This is a genomic window from Pseudomonas sp. FP818, assembly GCF_030687335.1.
Taxonomy (GTDB): Bacteria; Pseudomonadota; Gammaproteobacteria; order Pseudomonadales; family Pseudomonadaceae; genus Aquipseudomonas; species Aquipseudomonas shahriarae.
The window spans coordinates 2475383-2494174 of the sequence record NZ_CP117427.1 but is presented as its reverse complement, the minus strand read 5'-3'; the positions used below and the strand labels follow the sequence as shown (position 1 = coordinate 2494174).

The window sequence follows — 18792 nt, the reverse complement described above, 5'->3', positions numbered from 1 at the left end:
GAGGCCAGCCAGGGGAGCTACTTTTTCAACAGAATCGGCCAGAAGCGGTCATCTAAGTTGCGCGCTCTCCGGAATGACTTAGGCCTCGACGTTAAACCTGCTCAACAATGCGGCACCGTCAGTGACACCAAGAATCTGATCGATTGCAGCGATTTTAAAGCTTGCCTTGGCGATCTGAAAATCTGCGTTGTTGTATGCAGCCTCCGCCTCATTGTGGAGCGCATAGGCCATATGTGCCGCGACACGGACACTCATAGGAGCATCTACATCTCTGCCCAGGTAATCGGCAAGCAATGTCCTGATCTCAAGCAGTGCGAGCGCGAGTAGCTTGGTCTGGTCAGTCTGCATAAAGTGATCCCGGATTCTAAAAGCGAGAGTGCTAGCGGATTCGTGAGGTTACATAAACTCTTGGTCAGTCAAAAGCGGACGCTAATGAACGGGAATGCTTAACTATTAACCGATTAAAGACCTGATGCCCACAAATTCGTATCCTTAATGTAGAACTTGTCACTTTTCTCCTTTGCCCGTGTTGAGCTACTGGCACTCGGCTCAAGACTCGTGGATTACATACGACGAGGGACGGCCTGCGACACAGGTGGCGTAAAAAATTTATCATTTGTATCGCCCACTTCTAGTTAGGTGTTGAGACTATGCGCATCCAAGATCATAAATTGGCGTGGCGCTGGACCGATCCAGCGTATGCCGTGTTGCCAAATAAAGTCCTCGCGCAAATGCACTCAGTGACCTCCGATGAGGCGAAGGCGTTGTATAAGCGGGCGCAAGGGTTCATGGGTAATCACGGCCTGAGCACCGAGCTACGTCCTGAAATGGTCAGCGCCGAAGAGGCCGCATCGGAGGCCGGTTCCAATTGGCTGAAGCAACATCAGCCACATTTAGAGCAGCCAGTATCGCTTTCTTGGGATTCAGAGACCGCGCTGCGTACAACCTGGGGAGTGTTCATTTCATACTGGCCGGAGTTCTGCTATCCGGCTTCAGACGATCTGGTCGTGTTTCCAGAGTCAGAGGCGTGGATGCTCTTGTACCATCATGAGCGTGAGTTTCACTTTGGTAGACGAGCCGCCAAAGCCTAGCCAGTTGTTCCAACTGAGTACTCCGCCGCCGCTTTACTCCAACGCAGGATTCCACGCATGCATCACATGAAAAAGGCAATTGTTGTACTGGCAATCACGGGCCACATCGCAGGGTGCCAAACCTCCAGGCCGCCAAGCTCCTTTGAACAAACTCTGGCCAAAGTCCAATGCATACTTTTTGAGGGCGTAAAAAGCCCCACTGCAGAAGATGTTCAATACATTCGTAAAGCCAGCGATGACGGCAATGTGCGTTGTAAGATCGCGCTCGGCGGTTTGTACGAATCCGGCCGTGGCGGTCTGCCACAAGATTTTGGCAGGGCCAAATCGCTCTATGAATCCGTCGCTGCCGTAGATGGCGTCGGTAACGAGAGACTGGCGCGCATGGCCGAAGAGGGGCATGGGCAAGCACGCAACGACGTGGAAGCGCGACGGCTTTATCAGTTGGCGCTGACCAACAGCGACAGCGATAAAAGTAAACTCGCATTGGCCAGATTGATGGAGGAAGGCCGCGGTGGCCCGCAGGATTTGTTCGGGGCAATGATGTATTACGTGGAAGCCAGCCAACATTCCGGCGATGTTGCCTGGAAGGGCATTCAGCGGATCCGCTCTCAAGGGTTGGTGCTGACGGCTGCACAGACACAGCGCTACAACGACGTCTGGAGCGATACCAGCCGCAAGAGTCTAAACCGTACGACATTGGACATCGAGATTGCCTTGAACAAGCAATTCAAACGCGGCAGCGCCAGCAAACCGGTGACGCTGCAAGTGCAAGGCAAGCCGGGTTCAAATGTGCCGAAAATCGCATTGATAGAAAGCTCGGGCAACGCCGACGTAGACCAGGCCGTCGTCAAGGCATTCGGTAAATACCGCATTCCTGCCGAACCAACATTGCAAGCAGGCCAGGACTCCTGGTCTTCCGAGCGGTCCATCAAAGTCGGCTTGAATTGAAGCGCTAGCGCCGTTTGCCTAGACCGAAAAGGAGACGGATTTATTTGTTTCTTAAGTCCGCTGTCGCTTAAATGAACCCGCCTTCTTTTGTCTTTAGGTTGATGTCGCTCGCTTGTGCATGAAGCTGGAAAAGGCGTTCTGCGGGAAAGGGGGCCGGGGTGGATGTTGACGCATAATGCCCGGCCGCTCCTTTTACTTCGCTGTAGAGACTTCTTTTGCGTAGGCCTGACAGGCTCGCCGCGCGATCAATCCTTGATCGCCGCTGTCGGTAATGGCGATAATTCGTTGAGCATGCGCTGGGGCAAGTTGGGCTCGACGGGCTGCATGAACCACGCCGACGCCGCCGGTGGTGGCAGGCACGTTGAAGCCACTGGCTGAATCCGTGGCCTCGAGAAGGACTGACAGCCGCACATCAGCAGTAGCAAGGCGGTCACGCAGGAGAGCCTGGTTGCGTTGAGCATCGGAAAGTTCTCGGGTGTGTTGCTGATCGGATGTGGCCAGCGTCTGCTCCAGGGCCAGGCGCCCGCCCTGCTCAACGCTCACCTGCTTGGCGGCGGCCGCGCTGACGGCAGCCAGCTCGCCCTGGCGCAGGCCGACCTGCTCGGACAACCTCTTGCCCGTGCGCCATTCCTGCACCTGCCAGGCGGAGCCGGCGGCGCTGGCCATCAGCACCATCAGCCCGGCCAGCTTCTGCACGGGCGTCATCACGGCACATCCTTGAAAAAAACGTGATGCCCGAAGCGCAACGTCTGCTTGGCCTTCGCCGCCCAGGCCGGAGCCTTGGGCATCGTGGTTGCGTAGTAGTGCGTGGCCCCGCCGGTTGGATCCGGTATTGATCAGCTCCGCTTCGCTCCGGACGCCATGGACGAAAAGATCAAGGCTGCCGAGGCAACGCCAAAACGCGAGGTTTGGCGAGTCTGTCGTGGCAGCGTATGCGTGGGCAACTACCCAGAGGATCAGTACGAAAAAGCAGCCGACCACCTGCTGCGCATCTTCAAACCGAAATTCATGGAAGAGGCAGCGGGCTACGTGAAGAAGCCCTACGGCACCGAGACGTTCCGCCGCGAACTGCCAAGCATCGAGATCAATGCGAGTTACCCAGTTCGAATACGATACCGAGTGGCTCCCCTCCAAATCCTAAACCACCTTCTGCTGCCCAGCGCAGCAAGAACGGGGATGCGCGTGTCTCAACAAATGCTGCGTAACAGGTGGGACGACGCCCGAGAAGCTGCTCGCTCCTTGGCCGCCAGTGAGGGACGAGTTGATGACGCGGAGAGGATCCAACAGTTTCAGTTCAAGGATATCCGACCGAAGGCGGCATCCGAAATTACTGATATCGCAGACGCCAGCCTCCTGCTCGGGCACTCGGAGCAGGAGATCACCAAGCGCGTTTACAGGCGCATCGGTGCGGTCGCGCAGCCTTCAAAATGAGATAGTTTCGGAACTCCACTCTCTAAAGTTTCGGAACTCCAGCACTTTCCTACAGGCAATAAAAAACCCCGTAGACGTTAATCTACGGGGCTTCTAAGAGTGGAGGCCGAGGTCGGAATCGAACCGGCGTAGGCGGATTTGCAATCCGCTGCATAACCATTTTGCTACTCGGCCTCAAACGATCAATGCCCAAACCACTGACATTCACCGCATATAAACTTGAGTGGGCTATGTGAAGCTTGCCTCTACTCTATCTCATTGAAAACATTGAAGTTTTTTATGCTTCAGTGCGTTCGATGGCGGCAATTATGTACTGATTTGCCGGGGCTGGCAAGCCCTTGATTTCAAAAAATATTCTTCCGTGGAGCAGAACAGGGGCGGTTGGCCCCTGCTCTGCCTGGGCTTAGTAGCCCAGGGACAGTCCGGTATTGCGCCGTGGGTCGTTGGCGCCGTAGAAGCGGTTGTTGCCCACGGGCTTGCCGTCCAGGGACGGGGCGCCGACGAGGATGGCGGCCAGGTGGTTGGCGTCTTGGGGGCCGGCGAATTTATGGCCCCAGCTTTCGAGGATTTTCTGGGTGTCGGGGCTCAGGGCGAAGGTTTCGAGGTTGGTGGTGTCGGGCATCCATTGTTGGTGGAAACGTGGGGCGTTGACGGCTTCCTGGATGTTCATCTTGTAGTCGATGACGTTGAGGATGGTCAGCAAGGTGGCGGTGATGATGCGACTGCCGCCCGGTGTGCCGATGACCATCACGGCCTTGCCGTCCTTGGTCACGATGGTCGGGCTCATGGACGACAGGGGTGCCTTGCCCGGGGCGATGGCGTTGGCTTCGCCCTGGACCAGCCCGTACATATTGGGCACGCCGACTTTGACGGTGAAGTCGTCCATTTCGTCGTTGAGGATGACCCCGGTCTTGCTGGCCATGACGCCGGCGCCGAACCAGTCGTTGAGGGTGTAGGTCACCGATACCGCGTTGCCCCATTTGTCGACGATGGAGTAATGGGTGGTGTTGCTGCCTTCATGGGGCGCAACGCCGGGTTTGATGGCCATGGAGTCGCCGGCTTTTTGCGGGTCGATGGCGGCGCGCAGTTTGGCCGCGTAGTCCTTGTCCAACAGGTGTTCCACCGGGTTCTGCACGAAGTCGGGGTCGCCCAAGTAACTGTTGCGGTCGACGTAGGCGTGGCGCATGGCTTCGATCTGGTAATGGGTGCCCTGGGCCGAGCCGTAGCCCAGTTCGGCCATGGGGTAGCCTTCGAGGATATTCATGATCTGGCAGATCACCAGGCCGCCCGAGCTCGGTGGTGGTGCCGAGACCACGTGGTAGCCACGGTAGTCGCACTCGATGGGTGCCAGTTCGCGGGTCTGGTATTTGTCCAGGTCGGCCTGGGCGATGATGCCCTTGCCGGCCTGGCTGGAATCGACGATGGCCTTGGCCACCCAACCTTTGTAGAAGCCATCGGTGCCCTTGGCGGAAATTTCCCGCAGGGTCCGGGCCAGGTCTTTTTGCACCAGCTTCTGCCCGACCTGCAGCGGCTCGCCTTTATTGAGAAAGATGCCACGCAGGTCCTGGTCTTTTTTGAACTCTTCGGTGGCGCTGTGCAGCATGTCGATATCGCCCTGGTCGAGGGCAAAGCCGTCTTCCGCGAGCTTGATCGCCGGTGCGATCACTTGGGCACGTTTGAGGGTGCCGTATTTGCTCAGGGCCAGTTCCATCCCGGAGACGGTGCCGGGCACGCCGACCGCCAGGTGGCCCTTGGCGCTGAGGCCGGGGACGACATTGCCATCCTTGTCCAGGTACATGTCGGCAGTGGCCGCCAGCGGCGCTTTTTCACGGAAGTCGAGGAAGGTCTTGCGCCCGTCCGCCAGTTGCACGGTCATGAAACCACCGCCGCCGAGGTTGCCCGCAGCCGGGTAGACCACCGCCAGGGCGTACCCCACCGCCACTGCCGCGTCCACGGCGTTACCGCCAGCCTTCAGCACGTCCACCCCCACATGGGTGGCCAGATGCTGGGCCGTCACCACCATGCCGTTTTCGCCGGCCACCGGGGCCTGGGAGGCGGCCTGCACGCCACTGAATGTCAGGACCAGGGCCGTCGCTATCAAGGTTCGGGTAAGGGGTTGGTAGTTCATCCGTGGATACTCTGTTTATTAGAAGCATTAAACGTAGCTTCTTTCGCACGGCAACCCCAGTCAGGTGGCGCGTTTCAGACAGAGCGTGTCGGTGACGGAATGCTATATTCGCCCCGCCCTCCTCATTGCCCTGAGACACACCGATGCCCACGGTCGCCGACCCGATTCACGCGCTGTACCACAAGATCACCTGGAAGCTGATCCCGTTCCTGTGCTTCTGCTACCTGGCTGCCTACCTGGACCGCATCAACATCGGTTTTGCCAAGTTGCAGATGCAAGACCAGCTGCAGTTCAGCGAAACCGCGTTCGGCCTGGGCGCCGGCCTGTTTTTTGTCGGCTATATCCTGTTTGAAGTACCCAGCAACCTGATCCTGGAGCGCGTCGGCGCGCGGATCTGGATTGCGCGCATCATGATCACCTGGGGCCTGCTGTCGGCTTGCACGTTGCTGGTCACCTCCACCACGCAGTTCTATGTGCTGCGGTTTTTGCTGGGCGTCGCCGAAGCCGGGTTCCTGCCGGGGGTGTTGTATTACCTGACCACCTGGTTCCCCACCCATCGCCGGGGCCGGGTGATTGCGCTGTTCATGATCGGCCTGCCGCTGTCCAGTGTGATTGGCGGGCCGTTGTCCGGCTGGATCATGGGCCACTTCGACCAGATCGGTGGCCTGCGCGGCTGGCAGTGGCTGTTCCTGCTTGAAGCCTTGCCCAGCGTGCTGTTGGGGGTATTGGCGTTCTGGGTGTTGCCCAATACCTATCACCAGGCCAAATGGTTGTCAGCCGCCGAAAAGACCCTGCTGCAACAGCAGTTGCAGGCCGATGACAGCCAGGCCAGTCAAAGCCCACGGCGTTTTCGCGAAGGGTTCTTCAACCTCAAGGTGTGGATGCTTGGCGGGATCGACTTTTCGATCCTGCTCAGTGCCTACGCCATGGGTTTCTGGATGCCGACCCTGATCCGCAACGCGGGGATCAGCGACACCTTCCATATCGGCCTGCTCACCGCCCTGCCCAGTGTGGCCGCGCTGGCCGGCATGCTGCTGATCGGCGCCAGCTCCGACAAACACCGCGAGCGCCGTTGGCACATTATCGTGCCGTTTGTGGTGGGCGCCGTGGCCATGGCCGGCAGCACGTTCTTCACCCATAACGTGGTCGCCACCGTGGCCCTGTTTGCCGTGGCCTCGGCAGCAATCCTCGGCGCCGTACCGGTGTTTTTCAGCCTGCCGGCGACCTTCCTCACCGGCACCGCGGCGGCCACCGGCTTTGCCCTGGCCTGCTCCCTGGCGAATATCGCCGGGCTGGTCAGTAACTCGTTGATGGGCCTGGCGATAGATATCACCGGCAGCAGCGCCGGGGCCATGTGGTTCTTTGCCGCCAGCTTGCTGCTCAGTTGTTTGTTGGTGATTGCGTTGCCGGCGAAATTGGTCAACCGCTAGGAGCGAGCACGAAGCTATACACCCCTGTGGGAGCGGGCTTGCTCGCGAAAGCAGTGGGTCAGTCAACATCAATGCTTGCTGGGCCGACGTCTTCGCGGCGATGCGGCGATCCGACAAGCCCGCTCCCACATTTGATATTCACTGCTTTGAGCATTGCGTTCGCTTAACTGATCGGCGTTAGGGCAAACCCGCTCCCACAGGGGGGCTCAATGACCGCTATGGCCCATGCCATTCGGCTGCTGCAACAGAGCCAGGTCAATCTCCTCGAAACGCAGCACCCGCCCGCCGGTATCGGCCGCGATTTTCTGCGCCACCGCCTGCTCGGCAAACGAGGCCAGCACCACGCCCATGGCGCCCTTGAGCCCGGTGCCGAGCACGTAGTAGGCGGTCTTGGCGTCGATCAGATGGGCATCGTCCGGGGTATCCCAATGGCTGCGCCCCATGTCATGCACATACAGCTTGGACTGGGCATGATGGTTTTCCGGCTGCAACCACCAGCCGAGCATTTCTGCCGTAGAGCAAAACTTCTTCGCCGCGCCCTGCTCCACCACCTCGCCCTTGGGCCCCGGGAACTCGCTGATCACCATGCCACACACATGGCACTCATCTGCAGGATGGAACGCCACCGGCCCGTCACCCGCCCCCGCCGCCACCGGTTTGTCACAACCGACCAACAGCAGGCTCAACAGTAAAACCAACCCCATCTTCATGCTTACATGCTCCACCGATAAAAAATTCATGCCGCGCGCCGGCCGAACAGCCAATAGGCCCAGACCAATGGCCCGGCGACCCACGCCGCCAGGCACAGCCACAACGCCGCCTCCGGCACCGCCAGGTCTGCGCCCAGGGCCATTACGCCCATGGACGCGGGGCCGGCATCGAAACCCGACAGGTTGATCAGGCGGTACACATCCGCCGGGTTGAACAGCAACAGCCAGGGCAGCAGCGTCGGGCTGAACTGGCCTTCGCTGAGCACCAGCAGCGCCAGCAACGCCAGGTCGAAGACCAACACAAAAAAGAACCACACCCCCAGGGCCAAGCCGGCCGCCGTGGATTTCTCCGCCGAGACGCTGCTCAACACATACGCCAGCCCCAAAAAGCCCCAGCCAAGCAAGGTCGAGGTCAGCATGAACCGGCCAAAGGCCCAGAGCAGTAGGCTGAACTCGACGTCATCCACCAGCAGCGCAATGGCGAGCATGGCGCAGCCGAATCCGATAAAGGTCGCCAGCGCCAGGATCAACCCGTGCCCGACAAACTTGCCGAGCAGGATCTGCCCGCGCCCCAGGGGATAGGTGAGCAATAGCAGCAAGGTGCCGCTTTCGTCCTCGCCGACAATCGCGTCATAGGCCAGCAGCAGCGCAATCAACGGCATCAGGAAGGTCGCCAGGCTGGCCAGGCTGGCGATGGTCGCCGGGATCGAGGTAAAGCCCAGTTGCCCGGACGCCGCGGCCCCGAGCCAGGCAATGCCGATGGCCAGCACCGCAAACAGCAGGCTGATGGCCAATAACCAACGGTTGCGCAGGCCATCGCTGAATTCTTTGCGGGCCATGTTCCAGATTGGCGTCATTGGGTACGCTCCACAGGGCTGTCCATGTAATGGCGATACAGGTCTTCCAGGGACGGCACGACAATTTCCACATCGCTGGGGCTGTCCTGGTCGAGCAACTGGCGCAGCAGGTCCAATTTATTGCCATTCAACGCCGCCACTTGCAGCCCTTCCGCGCCCCAGCGCTGGGTCACGTGGCCAGCCTCGCTCCAGCGTTTTTGCAAGTGCGCCGCACGTTGCAGGCCGCTGCTGCGGATCAGGGTGGGCAGCCCGGCCTCTTCGCGCAACGCCGCCAGGGTGCCGAGGGCCAGCAGACGGCCCTGGGTCAAGATGGCGGCGCGGTTGATATGGGCCTCCACACCGGGCAACACATGGGAGCAGAGAATGATGCTGGTGCCCTGCCCGCGCAGGCGGTCGAGCAAGCGATACAGGTCCTGGGTGGCAATCGGGTCGAGGCCCACGGTGGGCTCGTCGAGCAGCAGCAGGCGCGGCTCGCCAAGCAGGGCCTGGGCCAGGCCGAGGCGCTGGCGCATGCCCTTGGAATAGGTCTTGACCCGCCGCCGTGCCGCCACCGTCAGGCCGACGTCTTCGAGCAGGGTCTGGACCTGGCTCATCGGCGCGCCCTTGAGCCGGGCGAAATGCTGCAAGGTTTCCAGGCCGCTGAGTTGCGGGTAGAACGTGACGTTTTCCGGCAAGTAGCCGAGCATCTGCCGCACATGAGGGTCGCTGGGCGCGCGACCGAACACCCGCACCTGACCACTGCTTGCCTGCAACAAGCCGAGGATCAGTTTCATGCTGGTGGTCTTGCCCGCGCCGTTATGGCCGAACAGGCCCAGCACTTCCCCGGGCGCCAGGCTCAGGCTCAAGTCGTGCAGCACAGTGGCGTGCCCATAACGCTGGGTCACGCCTTCGATTTCGACAACGGGCATCATGCAGGCTCCTTGAGCAGGGAAAGCGTGGGGTCTTGCATCAGCGGATGGCTGTCCATCACCCCCGGCGACTTGATCACCGGAAACGCCCGCTGCACCCAGCGCAGCAACTCGATGCCGGGGCTGTTCATCAACAGGCGCACCTGGGGATACAACCACAGCAGGCGGTCGACGTTATCGTTGGGCTCGTAGGCCACATCCCCGAGGCCGTCGTTATTGCGGTCCCAGCCCAGGTAGTCGCTCCAGTAATTGCCGCGGCCATCTGCCGACCATTCCTGCAAGCGGGTGGCCACGTACTTGACCTGGCGCTGGTTGCCGACAAAGGCATTGTTGGCAATCCGGTTGTCTTCGGAGCCGGCCGTGAGGTGAATGCCCACCGCGCTGTGCCCGAAGTGGTTGTGTTCGATGCTGTTGAACAGCGAGTTGTAGATAAACAGCGCCTTGCCTTCGGCCCCGGTGATCATGGTGTCGCCGGTTGTGCCGTCGCGCACGTCGTTGACCACGTTGTCGCGCAAGGTGGAATAGGTGATGTAGTTCATCAGGATCCCGTAGTTCTGATCCTCCTCGGAGCGATTGCCGATCACCGTCAGCTTGCGGCTTTGCATCAGCGCATAGCCGGTGCGGGTGCGGCGAGTAATATTGCCGAGCACCTGGTTGTCGTTGGCGAACATGTAGTGGATGCCGTAGCGCAGGTCTTCCAGGGTGTTGCCTTGCAGCAGGTTGCCGTTGGAGGTGTCGATGTAGATGCCATCGCGGGCATCGCGCACGTGGTTGCCGATCACCCGCGCGCCTTTGACTGCGTACAGGTGGATGCCATTGCCCCGGTCCTGGGAGCGCATGGTCGGGTCGCCCTGGATCTGGTTGTCGATCACGCTCACATCCGCCGTGCCATCGACCCACACACCAAAACCCTGGCCGTGCAGGCGGTTATTCTTGATCAGGGCGCCGTGGGCCTTGGGCTGGATGAAGATGGCGGCGTTCATCGCGGTGAGGTCATGGCCCCAGTCGAGGAAGGTACAGCCCTCGACGGTGACGTCGGCAGCGTTGATCAGCAAGCCATTGCCCAGGCCCTGGCTGTGGATCACCGCACCGGGTTCGCAGGTCAATTGCAGGGGTTGGTCGATGCTGAAGGAGCCCTGGTAGTCACCGGCAGGCAGGCGCCAGTGCTGCGGGCCTGCGGCGACCAAAGGCAGGTCGGTAATGGGCAGTACAGCAGCGCCGGCGGCGGCCGAAAATAGCAGCCACACACACCCGGTCCATAACGTGCGGGGTCGAGCCACGGAGTCTTCCTTTTGATCAAAGCCCAATCTGTGGAGCGACACAGATCTGGTGTGAGAGCTGGCTTGCCTGCGATGGCGGTGTACCAGCCACCAAAAACAGTGGCTGAACCGCCGCTATCGCGGGCAAGCCCGCTCCCACATTGGTTGGTGCTCGCCGTTAAGCCCGCTCGACCAACATCCGCCCCACCATCTCCATATGCAGCGCATGGCAGAACCAGCTGCAGTAGTACCAATGCAGCCCCGGTTTATCGGCAATGAAGGTGATGGAAGAGGTCTGCTGCGGGCTGATTTCCATGCTCACGCCATGGTTGGTCATGACAAAGCCGTGGGTCACGTCCTCGATCTGGTCGATGTTGGTGATGGTCACGGTGACCTCATCGCCATGCTTGACGGTGAACTCCGTCAGGCCATAGGTCGGCGCCATGGACGTCATGTACACCCGCACTTTCTTGCCGTCGCGGATCACCTTGTTATCGGTCTCCAGCTTGATCCCGTCCTTGGCCGCAATGGCCACGGTTTCGGCGAAGAAGGGGTCGTTGCGTTCCCAGATTTTCTTGGTCTTGATCTGGTCGCGCCGCGCCATCACACAGTCGTGGGGTTCGGCGAAGGTCGGGCCGTCGTGGACCAGTTTCATTTCATCGCCCGAGATGTCGATCAACTGGTCGTTTTCCGGGTGCAGCGGGCCGGTCGGCAGGAAGCGGTCCTTGGAGAATTTGCTCAGGACCACCAGCCATTGGCCGTCGGCATCCCGGGTCTCGGTGAGCGAGGCGTGGTTGTGGCCGGGTTGGTAGTGCACATCGAGCTTCTGCTTGATGTAGTTGACCTTCTCGCCGCCGTAGGCACGGATGGCTTCGGCGATGTTCCACTTGACCACCTGGCTGTCGATAAACAGCGTGGTGTAGGCAAAGCCCCGGCCATCGTAGGTGGTGTGCAGCGGGCCCAGGCCCAGCTCCGGCTCGCCGACCACCACGCCGCGCGGGTCTTTGATCTTGTCGCTGAACAGGTCGTCGAGCTTGTCGATGGCAATGATGGTGCAGGTCGGCGACAGCTTGCCGTTGGCGATAAAGTACTTGCCGTCCGGCGAGGTGTTGCAGCCGTGGGGGTTCTTCGGCACCGGGATATAGCGGGTGAATTCGCTGTCCTTGCCATCATCGCCCTTGCGCCCGTCCACCACCGGCACCTTGACGCCGTCGAGGTTGATGAACTTGCCGGCCTTGATCGCCGCCTCGATGCGCGGGATGTTGAACACCACCACCCAGTCGCGCTCGTTGCGCATCATGCCGCCCAGGTCGGAGGCTTTCTCCGAGTTGTAGCAGGTGGCCGCCGCGTATTTGCCGGTGTAGTCCATGTCGGCGTTGTCGAGGTTGCCGTCAACGATGACCTGGAAGGCCATTTCCATCTTCTCGGCGTCGATCGCGTTGAACATAGTGAAGCTGTTCTTGTCCTGCAGGTCGAAGGTGTGGCCGTCATTGGGGTGCGGGATGATGAACTCGGCGTTGCAGAACACGTACTTGGTGTACGGCACCTTTTGCAGGCGCAGGCCGTGGATCGCCTGGGCGTTGGGCACGGTGACGATCTTGTCGCACTTCATGATGTCCAGGCGGATCCGCGCCACGCGGGTGTTGGCCTTGTCGTTGATAAACAGGTATTTGCCGTCGTAGCGGCCATCGGTGGTGGACAGGTGCGGGTGATGGCAATCGCCGTTCTGGTACTTGGCGCCCTCGCCCAGGATGCGCTTGCTCTCGTTGGTCAGGCCCCAGCCGGTGGCGGAATCGACGTTGAACACCGGGATACGCATCAATTCACGCATCGACGGCACACCGAGTACCCGCACCTCACCCTGGTGGCCGCCGCTCCAGAAACCGTAGTACTGATCCAGCTCCCCTGGGCCCACATGGATCTTCGACTTGGCTTCTTTGGCCGCCGCCGCAAAGGACTCGCGGGTAAACACCGTACCGCCGAGGGCCGAGGCCCCTGCCAGCACCGCGCCGGTGACTGCGCCGGTGCCAAGGAAGCCACGCCGGCTCATGCCTTCAGGTTCCGGGGTGGCCCCGGCTTTTTTCGATTCGCTGTCGTTCATGATGTGCTCCAGATGGGAAAAGTGAGTGCCCAAGGCCGTCATTCAGGCACCGCCACCTGCACCACCGGGATCAATTGCCCAGTGGCGGGTGCGGCCTTGTTGCGTTTCTTGCGCTTGTTGATCAGTGGCGGGCATTTGTGGTCGTTGTGCCAAGTTATCTGGCAATCCAGGCAGTAGTGGCATTCATTGGCGTTGATATGGCCGTCGGGATGAATCGCCTGGATCTCGCATTCCTTGGCGCACAACTGGCACGGATCGCCACACTCTTTGCGCCGTTTGAGCCAGTCGAACAGCCTGAACTTGCTGGGGATCGCCAGCGCGGCGCCCAGCGGGCAGATGTAGCGGCAGTAGACTTTGCGCGTGAACAGGTTGATCACCAGCAGCGCCACCGCGTACAGCACGAACCACCACTGGCGATCGAAATGCAGGGTGATGGCGGTCTTGAACGGCTCCACTTCGGCAAACCGCTCGGCGGTGGCCATCGACTCCAGAGACAAGCCAAACAGCCCCAGCAGGATCAAATACTTGATCGCCCACAGCCGCTCATGCACGGCAAACGGCAGCTCGAACTGGCGCACCTTGAGCCTGCGCGCCGCCTCGTTGATCAACTCCTGCAGCGCCCCGAACGGGCACAACCAGCCGCAGAACACACCTCGGCCCCACAGCAGGATGCTGGCGGCGGTGAATACCCAGAGCATGAAGATCAGCGGGTCGGTGAGGAACAGCTCCCAGCGGAACTGCTGGAACAGCGCATGCACAAAGGTCAGCACATTGACCACCGACAGCTGCCCCAGGGCGTACCAGCCGATAAACACCACGGTAAACAGCAGGTAGCCACGGCGTACCCAATGCAACAGGCGCGGACGCCGGGCCAGGCTGTCCTGCAAAAACAGAATCACCGTCAGCAGTACCAGGGCTGCGCCCAGGATCAGGATCTGCACGTGTTTCTGGTACCAGATCGTCAGCCACATCGGCCGATTCGCTTCGTCGATGGCAGCCTGCTCGGCGGCGGTCGGCAACGGGCGCTCCAGATACGCCTCGGGCATCTGGTAGGGCAATTCAAAACTGCTGAAGGTGCCGCTGACCGGGCCGGTCTGGCGCCGTACCAGCAGTTCCAGGGTCCAGGCCGAGCCAGGGTCGAACCCGGCCTGGGGGCGCACGATAAACACCGACATCTCGTCGAACTCGGGCATGCCCTCGGCGAACACGTCATACAGGCGCTGGTGGTCCATATCGCGGAAGCTGATGACATTGCCGAACTGGCGCAATTGCACCCGATCAAAAATCCCGCCGCGCACGTAGCCCGAGCCCTTGAACGAAAACAACCCACGCCCCAGCACCGCAATGGCCTGCTCGCCGGGCTTGAGGCCCTGCATCAGCACCCGGTATTGCGCGTCTCCCAATACGTTGCGGCCGATGGTCGGCGCGTTGAGATCGGCCACATACAGGTCAATAAAGGTCTCGTCGACCTGCCCCGGCGCCGCCACTTCCACGCCTTCGGCCTCGGTGCCCTTGAAGGCCGCGTCCACTTGCCCGCGCGTCAGGTGCAGGCGGCGCACCGCGCCGTTGCCGGTCAACTGCGCCCAGTTGGCCGGCTCGAACAGGTCAGCGCGCACCAACGCGACTTTCTGCGCGGTACTGGCCTTGTCCTCGATCAGCTTGAGCGACACCGCCACCTCGTGGGCGGCGCGCATGATCACCTCATTGACCACCATGGCCGTGACAGTAGCGCCGGCCACCGCATCCACAGTCACCGCCTGGCTGTCGCTGGAGTGCCCCACCACCACCCGTTGCTTGACGTTGATCCCGCTATAGCGGGCGGTGAAGTCATGCAGCTTGGCCTCGGGAATGCCGATCAACAGAATCGGCTCGTGGTGCTCCAACACATAGGCATCACGGATCACCCCGGCCGGGTCGAGGATCACCTGGGTGTTGATCGGTTTGCCGGAATACGCCGGGATGTCCACCACGTCCAGGCTCTGGAACACATAGCCGATGACCGCGCCTTTGGCCGACAGCGTGCGCACCTTGAACTTGCCTTCGGCGGCGGAAATGGCGTCGGTCTGCGGGAAAATCTTGTCGATGCGCTGTTGTTCAATCGCGCCGTAGGACTTGGCCTGGGCCGGGCCGGCCAGGCTGAACAGCAGCACCAGGACAACCAACCAGGTGACGGGACTTGCGGCCAGGGTAGCGAGGGCCGAGGGCTTGGTGCGGTTCATGGGCTCACTGACTTCAACGGCCGGAATATGAAGTCGATGGTAGGTGGCAGCTGGCCAGTGAGCCCTTGATTGAAATCAAGTCTGGGGGCGGTGCGGCGTTTGGGCGCTGGGCGTTGCGCCCCCACTTAACAGTCTTTGACAGTTTCCCGACAAAGCTGTCAAAGACCCCTGCCCACGCCGTCCCTAGGATTTGAGCCTTCCTTGGAATGACGAAGGCCATCATGCGTTCAAAAACGATTTACCTCGCTGCCACTTCTGTGTGCCTGATCACCTGCACCCAACTGTCAGCCGCCGCCGACTGGCAATACAGCCTGCAAGCCGGGGCGGCCAACCTGCCGCGTTACAGCGGCAGCAATGAGCGTATGACCGCGCCATTGCTGGGCGCAAACGTCGTCAGCCCGTGGGGGATTTTTCTCGATACCAACAAGGGGCTGGGCTGGGGTTATGAGGATGACAACCTCAGTTTCAGTGCCTATGTCGGCGCCAGCACTGCGCGCAAGGACCAGAAGAAAAGCACCAGCCTGGGCTCCGACCGGCTCAAGGGCATGGGCCAAATCAAGTCGCGACCGCAGTTCGGTGTGAGTGCCAGCTACACCTTGGGCACGGCCGTGCTGGGCGCGACCCTGGAACATGCGCTGGAGCAAGACGATAAAAAAGACAGCGGCAAGGCGTTTACCTCCCTGGAGCTGAGCATTGGCACCAACCTGTATGACGGTGACTACGGCACCGTGGACGCCAGCCTCAATAGCCTCTTTGGCGATGGCAACTATGTGCGCACCTGGTACGGCGTCACCCCCGGCCAGGCCCAGCACAGCCGCTTTCGCGCGTATGACGCCAAGGGTGGGATGGTCAGCCGGGGCTTGAACCTCGATTGGAGCGTGCCGCTGGGCGACCACACAACCTTCTCTACCTTGCTGGATGTGCAGTATTTGTCGGGGGATACCGGCAAAAGCCCGATTGTGGAACGCCGGATGCAAACCTCGGTGATGGGTGTGCTGAACTACAGCTTTTGATTTGCAAACCCGATCAGACAGGGGGGGGGCTGGCTTGCCGGTCGCTCCATTGCTGCGATGGTCATTCGCTCTTTTTGGGTTGTTGGGGGGGGGGTGTACATATCCGTTGCTGCGGTCACGGCGGCTATTGGTTCCGCCCTTACGGCGGCTCACTTTGGAGAAGCGCCAAAGTAAGCAAAACGCTTTTGCCCCACCACTCGGTGCCTCGCCTAGGCTCGGCATGCCCGCAGTCAGGCATTGCTCCGTGGGCCCGCCGCGATCGGCCATCCATGGCCGTGTCGCGGCTACCCGGCATCCATGCCGGGGTGCCCACTGCGCAATACCTGCCTGCGGCCATCGTGGTTTAACGGGGCGCCTGAGATCAAGATCAAAAGCAGAGCAACAGCAAAGCCAGAGCGCGAAGCTGCATTCCCCTGTGGGAGCTGGCTTGCCTGCGATGGCGGCCCAATAGATCGCCACAGAGTGTCAGGTACCCAACGTCATCGTTTACGACCATCGCAGCGAGGCGGCGACCCGACTAGCCAGCTTCCACACCCGCCAGCCCCCACATTTACAACCTTTATGAGTTTGCAAAAGGTTAGTCGGCGTACGCCCAAGTCATCCGGAACGACGCCCCGCCCCACTGCGAGTCCAGCACCTGCACCTGCCCGCCATGCCACTGGCTGACCCGCTGCACCAGCGCCAGGCCCAGGCCAAAGCCGCCGGTGCGGCGGTCGCGGCTGGCGTCCAGGCGCATAAAGGGTTGGAAGATTTTCTCCCGGCCGTCCTCGGGTACGCCGGGACCGTCGTCGCAGACGCGTACTTCATAACCACTGCCGAACTTGACCAGCGACACCTCGACCCGATGCTCGGCGTAACGAATGGCATTGCGCAGCAGGTTGATCACCGCGCGTGCCATAAACCGCGGTTCGATCTGGATGAAGTCGACTTCACAGGTGCCCAGGGACAGTTGCACGCCTTCGGCCTCGGCTTCCAGGGCCACACTGCCGATCACACTGTCGAGCCAGCTGTGGGCCTCGATGTTCTCGCGGGTGACCTGTGTCGCGCCACGTTCAAGGCTGGCGTAGGTCAACAGTTCGGAAACCATGTCCTCCAGTTCGCCTAGGTCGGCGTACATATCGCCGATCAACGCGCGGCTCTGGCGCGGATCGGCCTCCTGTTTGAGTTGGTCGAGTTCAAACGACAAGCGCGCAATCGGCGTGCGCAGTTCATGGGACACCGCATTGGTCAGCTCGCGCTGATTGGCGATCAGGTGTTCGATGCGCTCGGCCATCTGGTTGAAGTGCCCGGCCAACTCGCGCACGCTCGAGCGCCGTGGCAGGAGGATGCGCGAGCCCAGGTCATTGTCACCAAATCGCTGGGCCGCCAGGCGGATATGCTCCAGGTCGCGCCAGTGCGGGCGTACCCAGAAATACAGGACAATCGCCAGGCACAGGCCCAACAAGCTATAGGCCCACAGGTACAGCCAGCGCGGCTCCACCGGCAGCTTGATCTGAAGCAGCTGCGCGCCACCGTCGATTTCGGTGATGAACTCCATAAAGTCGCCGCGCACCACCAGCTTGCCGTCAGTCAGCAATTGTTGCTCGCGGGAGGTGAGTGCCGCAGCGTCCCGGGCAATCAAGGCCAGGCGCAGGCCATAGTGCTGCTGCAGCTCGGCCAGGCGTGCCTCGCGGGCCACGCCAGCCGGCAGCGGGCGCAACTGCTCCACCAGGCCGTAGGCCGGGCCGCGCATGGCTTCGCGGTTGTAGGTTTCGTTGGCTTCGGGCAGCAATTCGTCGAAGGTGTAGTTCACCAGCCAGATTGCCCCGGCCAGGCCCAGGGCCAGGATGATGTACAGACGCAGAAACAGGCGCAGCATCGGGCTAGGCCTCCCAGGCAAACGGGTTGAACAGGTAGCCCTTGCCCCAGATGGTCTTGATGCACACCGGCTCGCGGGGGTTGTCATTGAGCTTGTTGCGCAGCTTGCTGATATACACATCGACACTGCGGTTGAGCCCATCGAAGGCGATCCCGCGCATGCGGTTGAGGATATCGTCCCGCGAGAGGATCTTGCCCGCGCTGCTGGCCAGCAGCCACAGCAGCTCGAACTCCATGGTGGTCAGGTCGATCTTCTCGTCACCCAGGCTTACCCCCCGACAACTGCGGTCAATCGCCAGTTGGCCGAACGCCAGGGAACCACGCACCGTCGGCTCGGGCAGATGGCGGCGCTGCAAGGCGCGCAGGCGTGCCAGCAACACCGGCGGCTTGATCGGTTTGATCACATAGTCATCGGCGCCGGATTCCAGGCCGAGGATATGGTCCAGGTCGTCTTCCTTGGCGGTGAGGATCACGATGGGGGTGTCGGACACATTGCGGATCTCGCGACACACATGCAGGCCGCTCTGGCCCGGCAGCATCAGGTCGAGCACGACGATCTTCGGTTTGAACGCCAGGAACACCGCCAACGCCTCATCGCCCCGGTGCACCACGCGCACTTCAAAGCCATGCTGTGACAGAAAATGCGCGATCAGCCCTGCCAGCTTCTCATCGTCCTCAACGAGTAGGACCTTGCCCAGACCCAGGTTTTCCATACGTTCTCAGTGTGCAAAAGCGGATTGAAGAGCGAGCATTATAGGTGGCAAGCTGTCCGGCAAAAGCGCCTGGCCAGCAGCGGCTGACGAAGCTTCATGTTTTTAAGAGTTTTTAACAATTAGCCTG

15 protein-coding genes, 1 tRNA gene and 2 pseudogenes are annotated in these 18792 nt (G+C 60.9%); 5 read left to right on the top strand and 13 right to left on the bottom strand.

Annotated elements, in window-relative coordinates:
* Positions 1-78 precede the first annotated feature (78 nt).
* On the bottom strand, positions 79-348 hold the full coding sequence (locus PSH80_RS11115) for a hypothetical protein (RefSeq protein ID WP_115128046.1): 270 nt from the start codon (positions 346-348) through the stop codon (positions 79-81).
* 302 nt (positions 349-650) lie between these two features.
* Here PSH80_RS11115 and PSH80_RS11110 point away from each other — a divergent pair, with 302 nt between their 5' ends.
* Together PSH80_RS11110 and PSH80_RS11105 are read left to right on the top strand one after the other, a co-directional pair.
* On the top strand, positions 651-1091 hold the full coding sequence (locus PSH80_RS11110; protein ID WP_120732757.1) for a hypothetical protein: 441 nt from the start codon (positions 651-653) through the stop codon (positions 1089-1091).
* Positions 1092-1148: 57 nt separating this feature from the next.
* Complete coding sequence (locus PSH80_RS11105; RefSeq protein ID WP_115128044.1) at positions 1149-2039, top strand: tetratricopeptide repeat protein; 891 nt, start codon at positions 1149-1151, stop codon at positions 2037-2039.
* 192 nt (positions 2040-2231) lie between these two features.
* Here the strand turns inward: PSH80_RS11105 and PSH80_RS11100 are convergent, their stop codons facing one another.
* Both PSH80_RS11100 and PSH80_RS11095 read right to left on the bottom strand, forming a co-directional pair.
* Complete coding sequence (locus PSH80_RS11100) at positions 2232-2744, bottom strand: lysis system i-spanin subunit Rz (protein ID WP_198831124.1); 513 nt, start codon at positions 2742-2744, stop codon at positions 2232-2234.
* Positions 2744-2872 (bottom strand): annotated as a pseudogene (locus tag PSH80_RS11095) (cell wall hydrolase); the annotation flags it as partial. The gene PSH80_RS11100 and the pseudogene PSH80_RS11095, both read right to left, overlap by 1 nt.
* Before the next feature lie 337 nt (positions 2873-3209).
* Between PSH80_RS11095 and PSH80_RS11090 the strand changes: the two are divergent.
* Positions 3210-3470 (top strand): annotated as a pseudogene (locus PSH80_RS11090) (integrase); the annotation flags it as partial.
* 100 nt (positions 3471-3570) lie between these two features.
* On the opposite strand, the gene PSH80_RS11085 reads toward PSH80_RS11090, so the two are convergent.
* Both PSH80_RS11085 and ggt read right to left on the bottom strand, forming a co-directional pair.
* Positions 3571-3644 (bottom strand) — tRNA-Cys (locus PSH80_RS11085).
* 229 nt (positions 3645-3873) lie between these two features.
* The gene (ggt, locus tag PSH80_RS11080; RefSeq protein ID WP_057959811.1) at positions 3874-5598 is read right to left on the bottom strand and encodes a gamma-glutamyltransferase; all 1725 of its coding nucleotides are present in this window, start codon (positions 5596-5598) and stop codon (positions 3874-3876) included.
* A gap of 143 nt (positions 5599-5741) precedes the next feature.
* Here ggt and PSH80_RS11075 point away from each other — a divergent pair, with 143 nt between their 5' ends.
* On the top strand, positions 5742-7028 hold the full coding sequence (locus PSH80_RS11075; protein WP_169990501.1) for an MFS transporter: 1287 nt from the start codon (positions 5742-5744) through the stop codon (positions 7026-7028).
* 206 nt (positions 7029-7234) lie between these two features.
* Here the strand turns inward: PSH80_RS11075 and PSH80_RS11070 are convergent, their stop codons facing one another.
* From PSH80_RS11070 to nosR, 6 genes are all read right to left on the bottom strand, one after another.
* Positions 7235-7768 carry a nitrous oxide reductase accessory protein NosL gene (locus PSH80_RS11070; protein ID WP_262379174.1) on the bottom strand — a complete coding sequence of 178 codons (534 nt, stop codon included), beginning with the start codon at positions 7766-7768 and terminating at the stop codon, positions 7235-7237.
* Positions 7765-8595 (bottom strand): ABC transporter permease, encoded by an 831-nt coding sequence (locus tag PSH80_RS11065; protein WP_120732632.1) that lies wholly within the window; start codon positions 8593-8595, stop codon positions 7765-7767. Before PSH80_RS11065 ends, PSH80_RS11070 begins: the two co-directional genes overlap by 4 nt.
* Positions 8592-9503, bottom strand: coding sequence for an ABC transporter ATP-binding protein (locus PSH80_RS11060; protein ID WP_057959827.1), 912 nt, complete (start codon positions 9501-9503; stop codon positions 8592-8594). The genes PSH80_RS11065 and PSH80_RS11060 overlap by 4 nt, the downstream gene beginning before the upstream one ends.
* Positions 9503-10750 (bottom strand): nitrous oxide reductase family maturation protein NosD, encoded by a 1248-nt coding sequence (locus PSH80_RS11055; protein WP_305420566.1) that lies wholly within the window; start codon positions 10748-10750, stop codon positions 9503-9505. Before PSH80_RS11055 ends, PSH80_RS11060 begins: the two co-directional genes overlap by 1 nt.
* Positions 10751-10940: 190 nt before the next feature.
* A complete protein-coding gene (nosZ, locus tag PSH80_RS11050; protein WP_170045084.1) occupies positions 10941-12863 on the bottom strand; it encodes a TAT-dependent nitrous-oxide reductase in 1923 nt (640 codons plus the stop codon).
* Positions 12864-12901: 38 nt separating this feature from the next.
* The gene (gene nosR, locus PSH80_RS11045; protein ID WP_305420210.1) at positions 12902-15082 is read right to left on the bottom strand and encodes a transcriptional regulator NosR; all 2181 of its coding nucleotides are present in this window, start codon (positions 15080-15082) and stop codon (positions 12902-12904) included.
* 221 nt (positions 15083-15303) lie between these two features.
* On the opposite strand from nosR, the gene PSH80_RS11040 reads away from it, so the two are divergent.
* Positions 15304-16095 (top strand): MipA/OmpV family protein, encoded by a 792-nt coding sequence (locus PSH80_RS11040; RefSeq protein ID WP_305420208.1) that lies wholly within the window; start codon positions 15304-15306, stop codon positions 16093-16095.
* Between the two features lie 577 nt (positions 16096-16672).
* Here the strand turns inward: PSH80_RS11040 and PSH80_RS11035 are convergent.
* The gene (locus PSH80_RS11035; protein WP_057439651.1) at positions 16673-17953 is read right to left on the bottom strand and encodes an ATP-binding protein; all 1281 of its coding nucleotides are present in this window, start codon (positions 17951-17953) and stop codon (positions 16673-16675) included.
* A 4-nt stretch (positions 17954-17957) separates the two neighbouring features.
* On the bottom strand, positions 17958-18665 hold the full coding sequence (locus tag PSH80_RS11030) for a winged helix-turn-helix domain-containing protein (protein ID WP_057439652.1): 708 nt from the start codon (positions 18663-18665) through the stop codon (positions 17958-17960).
* Positions 18666-18792 lie beyond the last annotated feature (127 nt).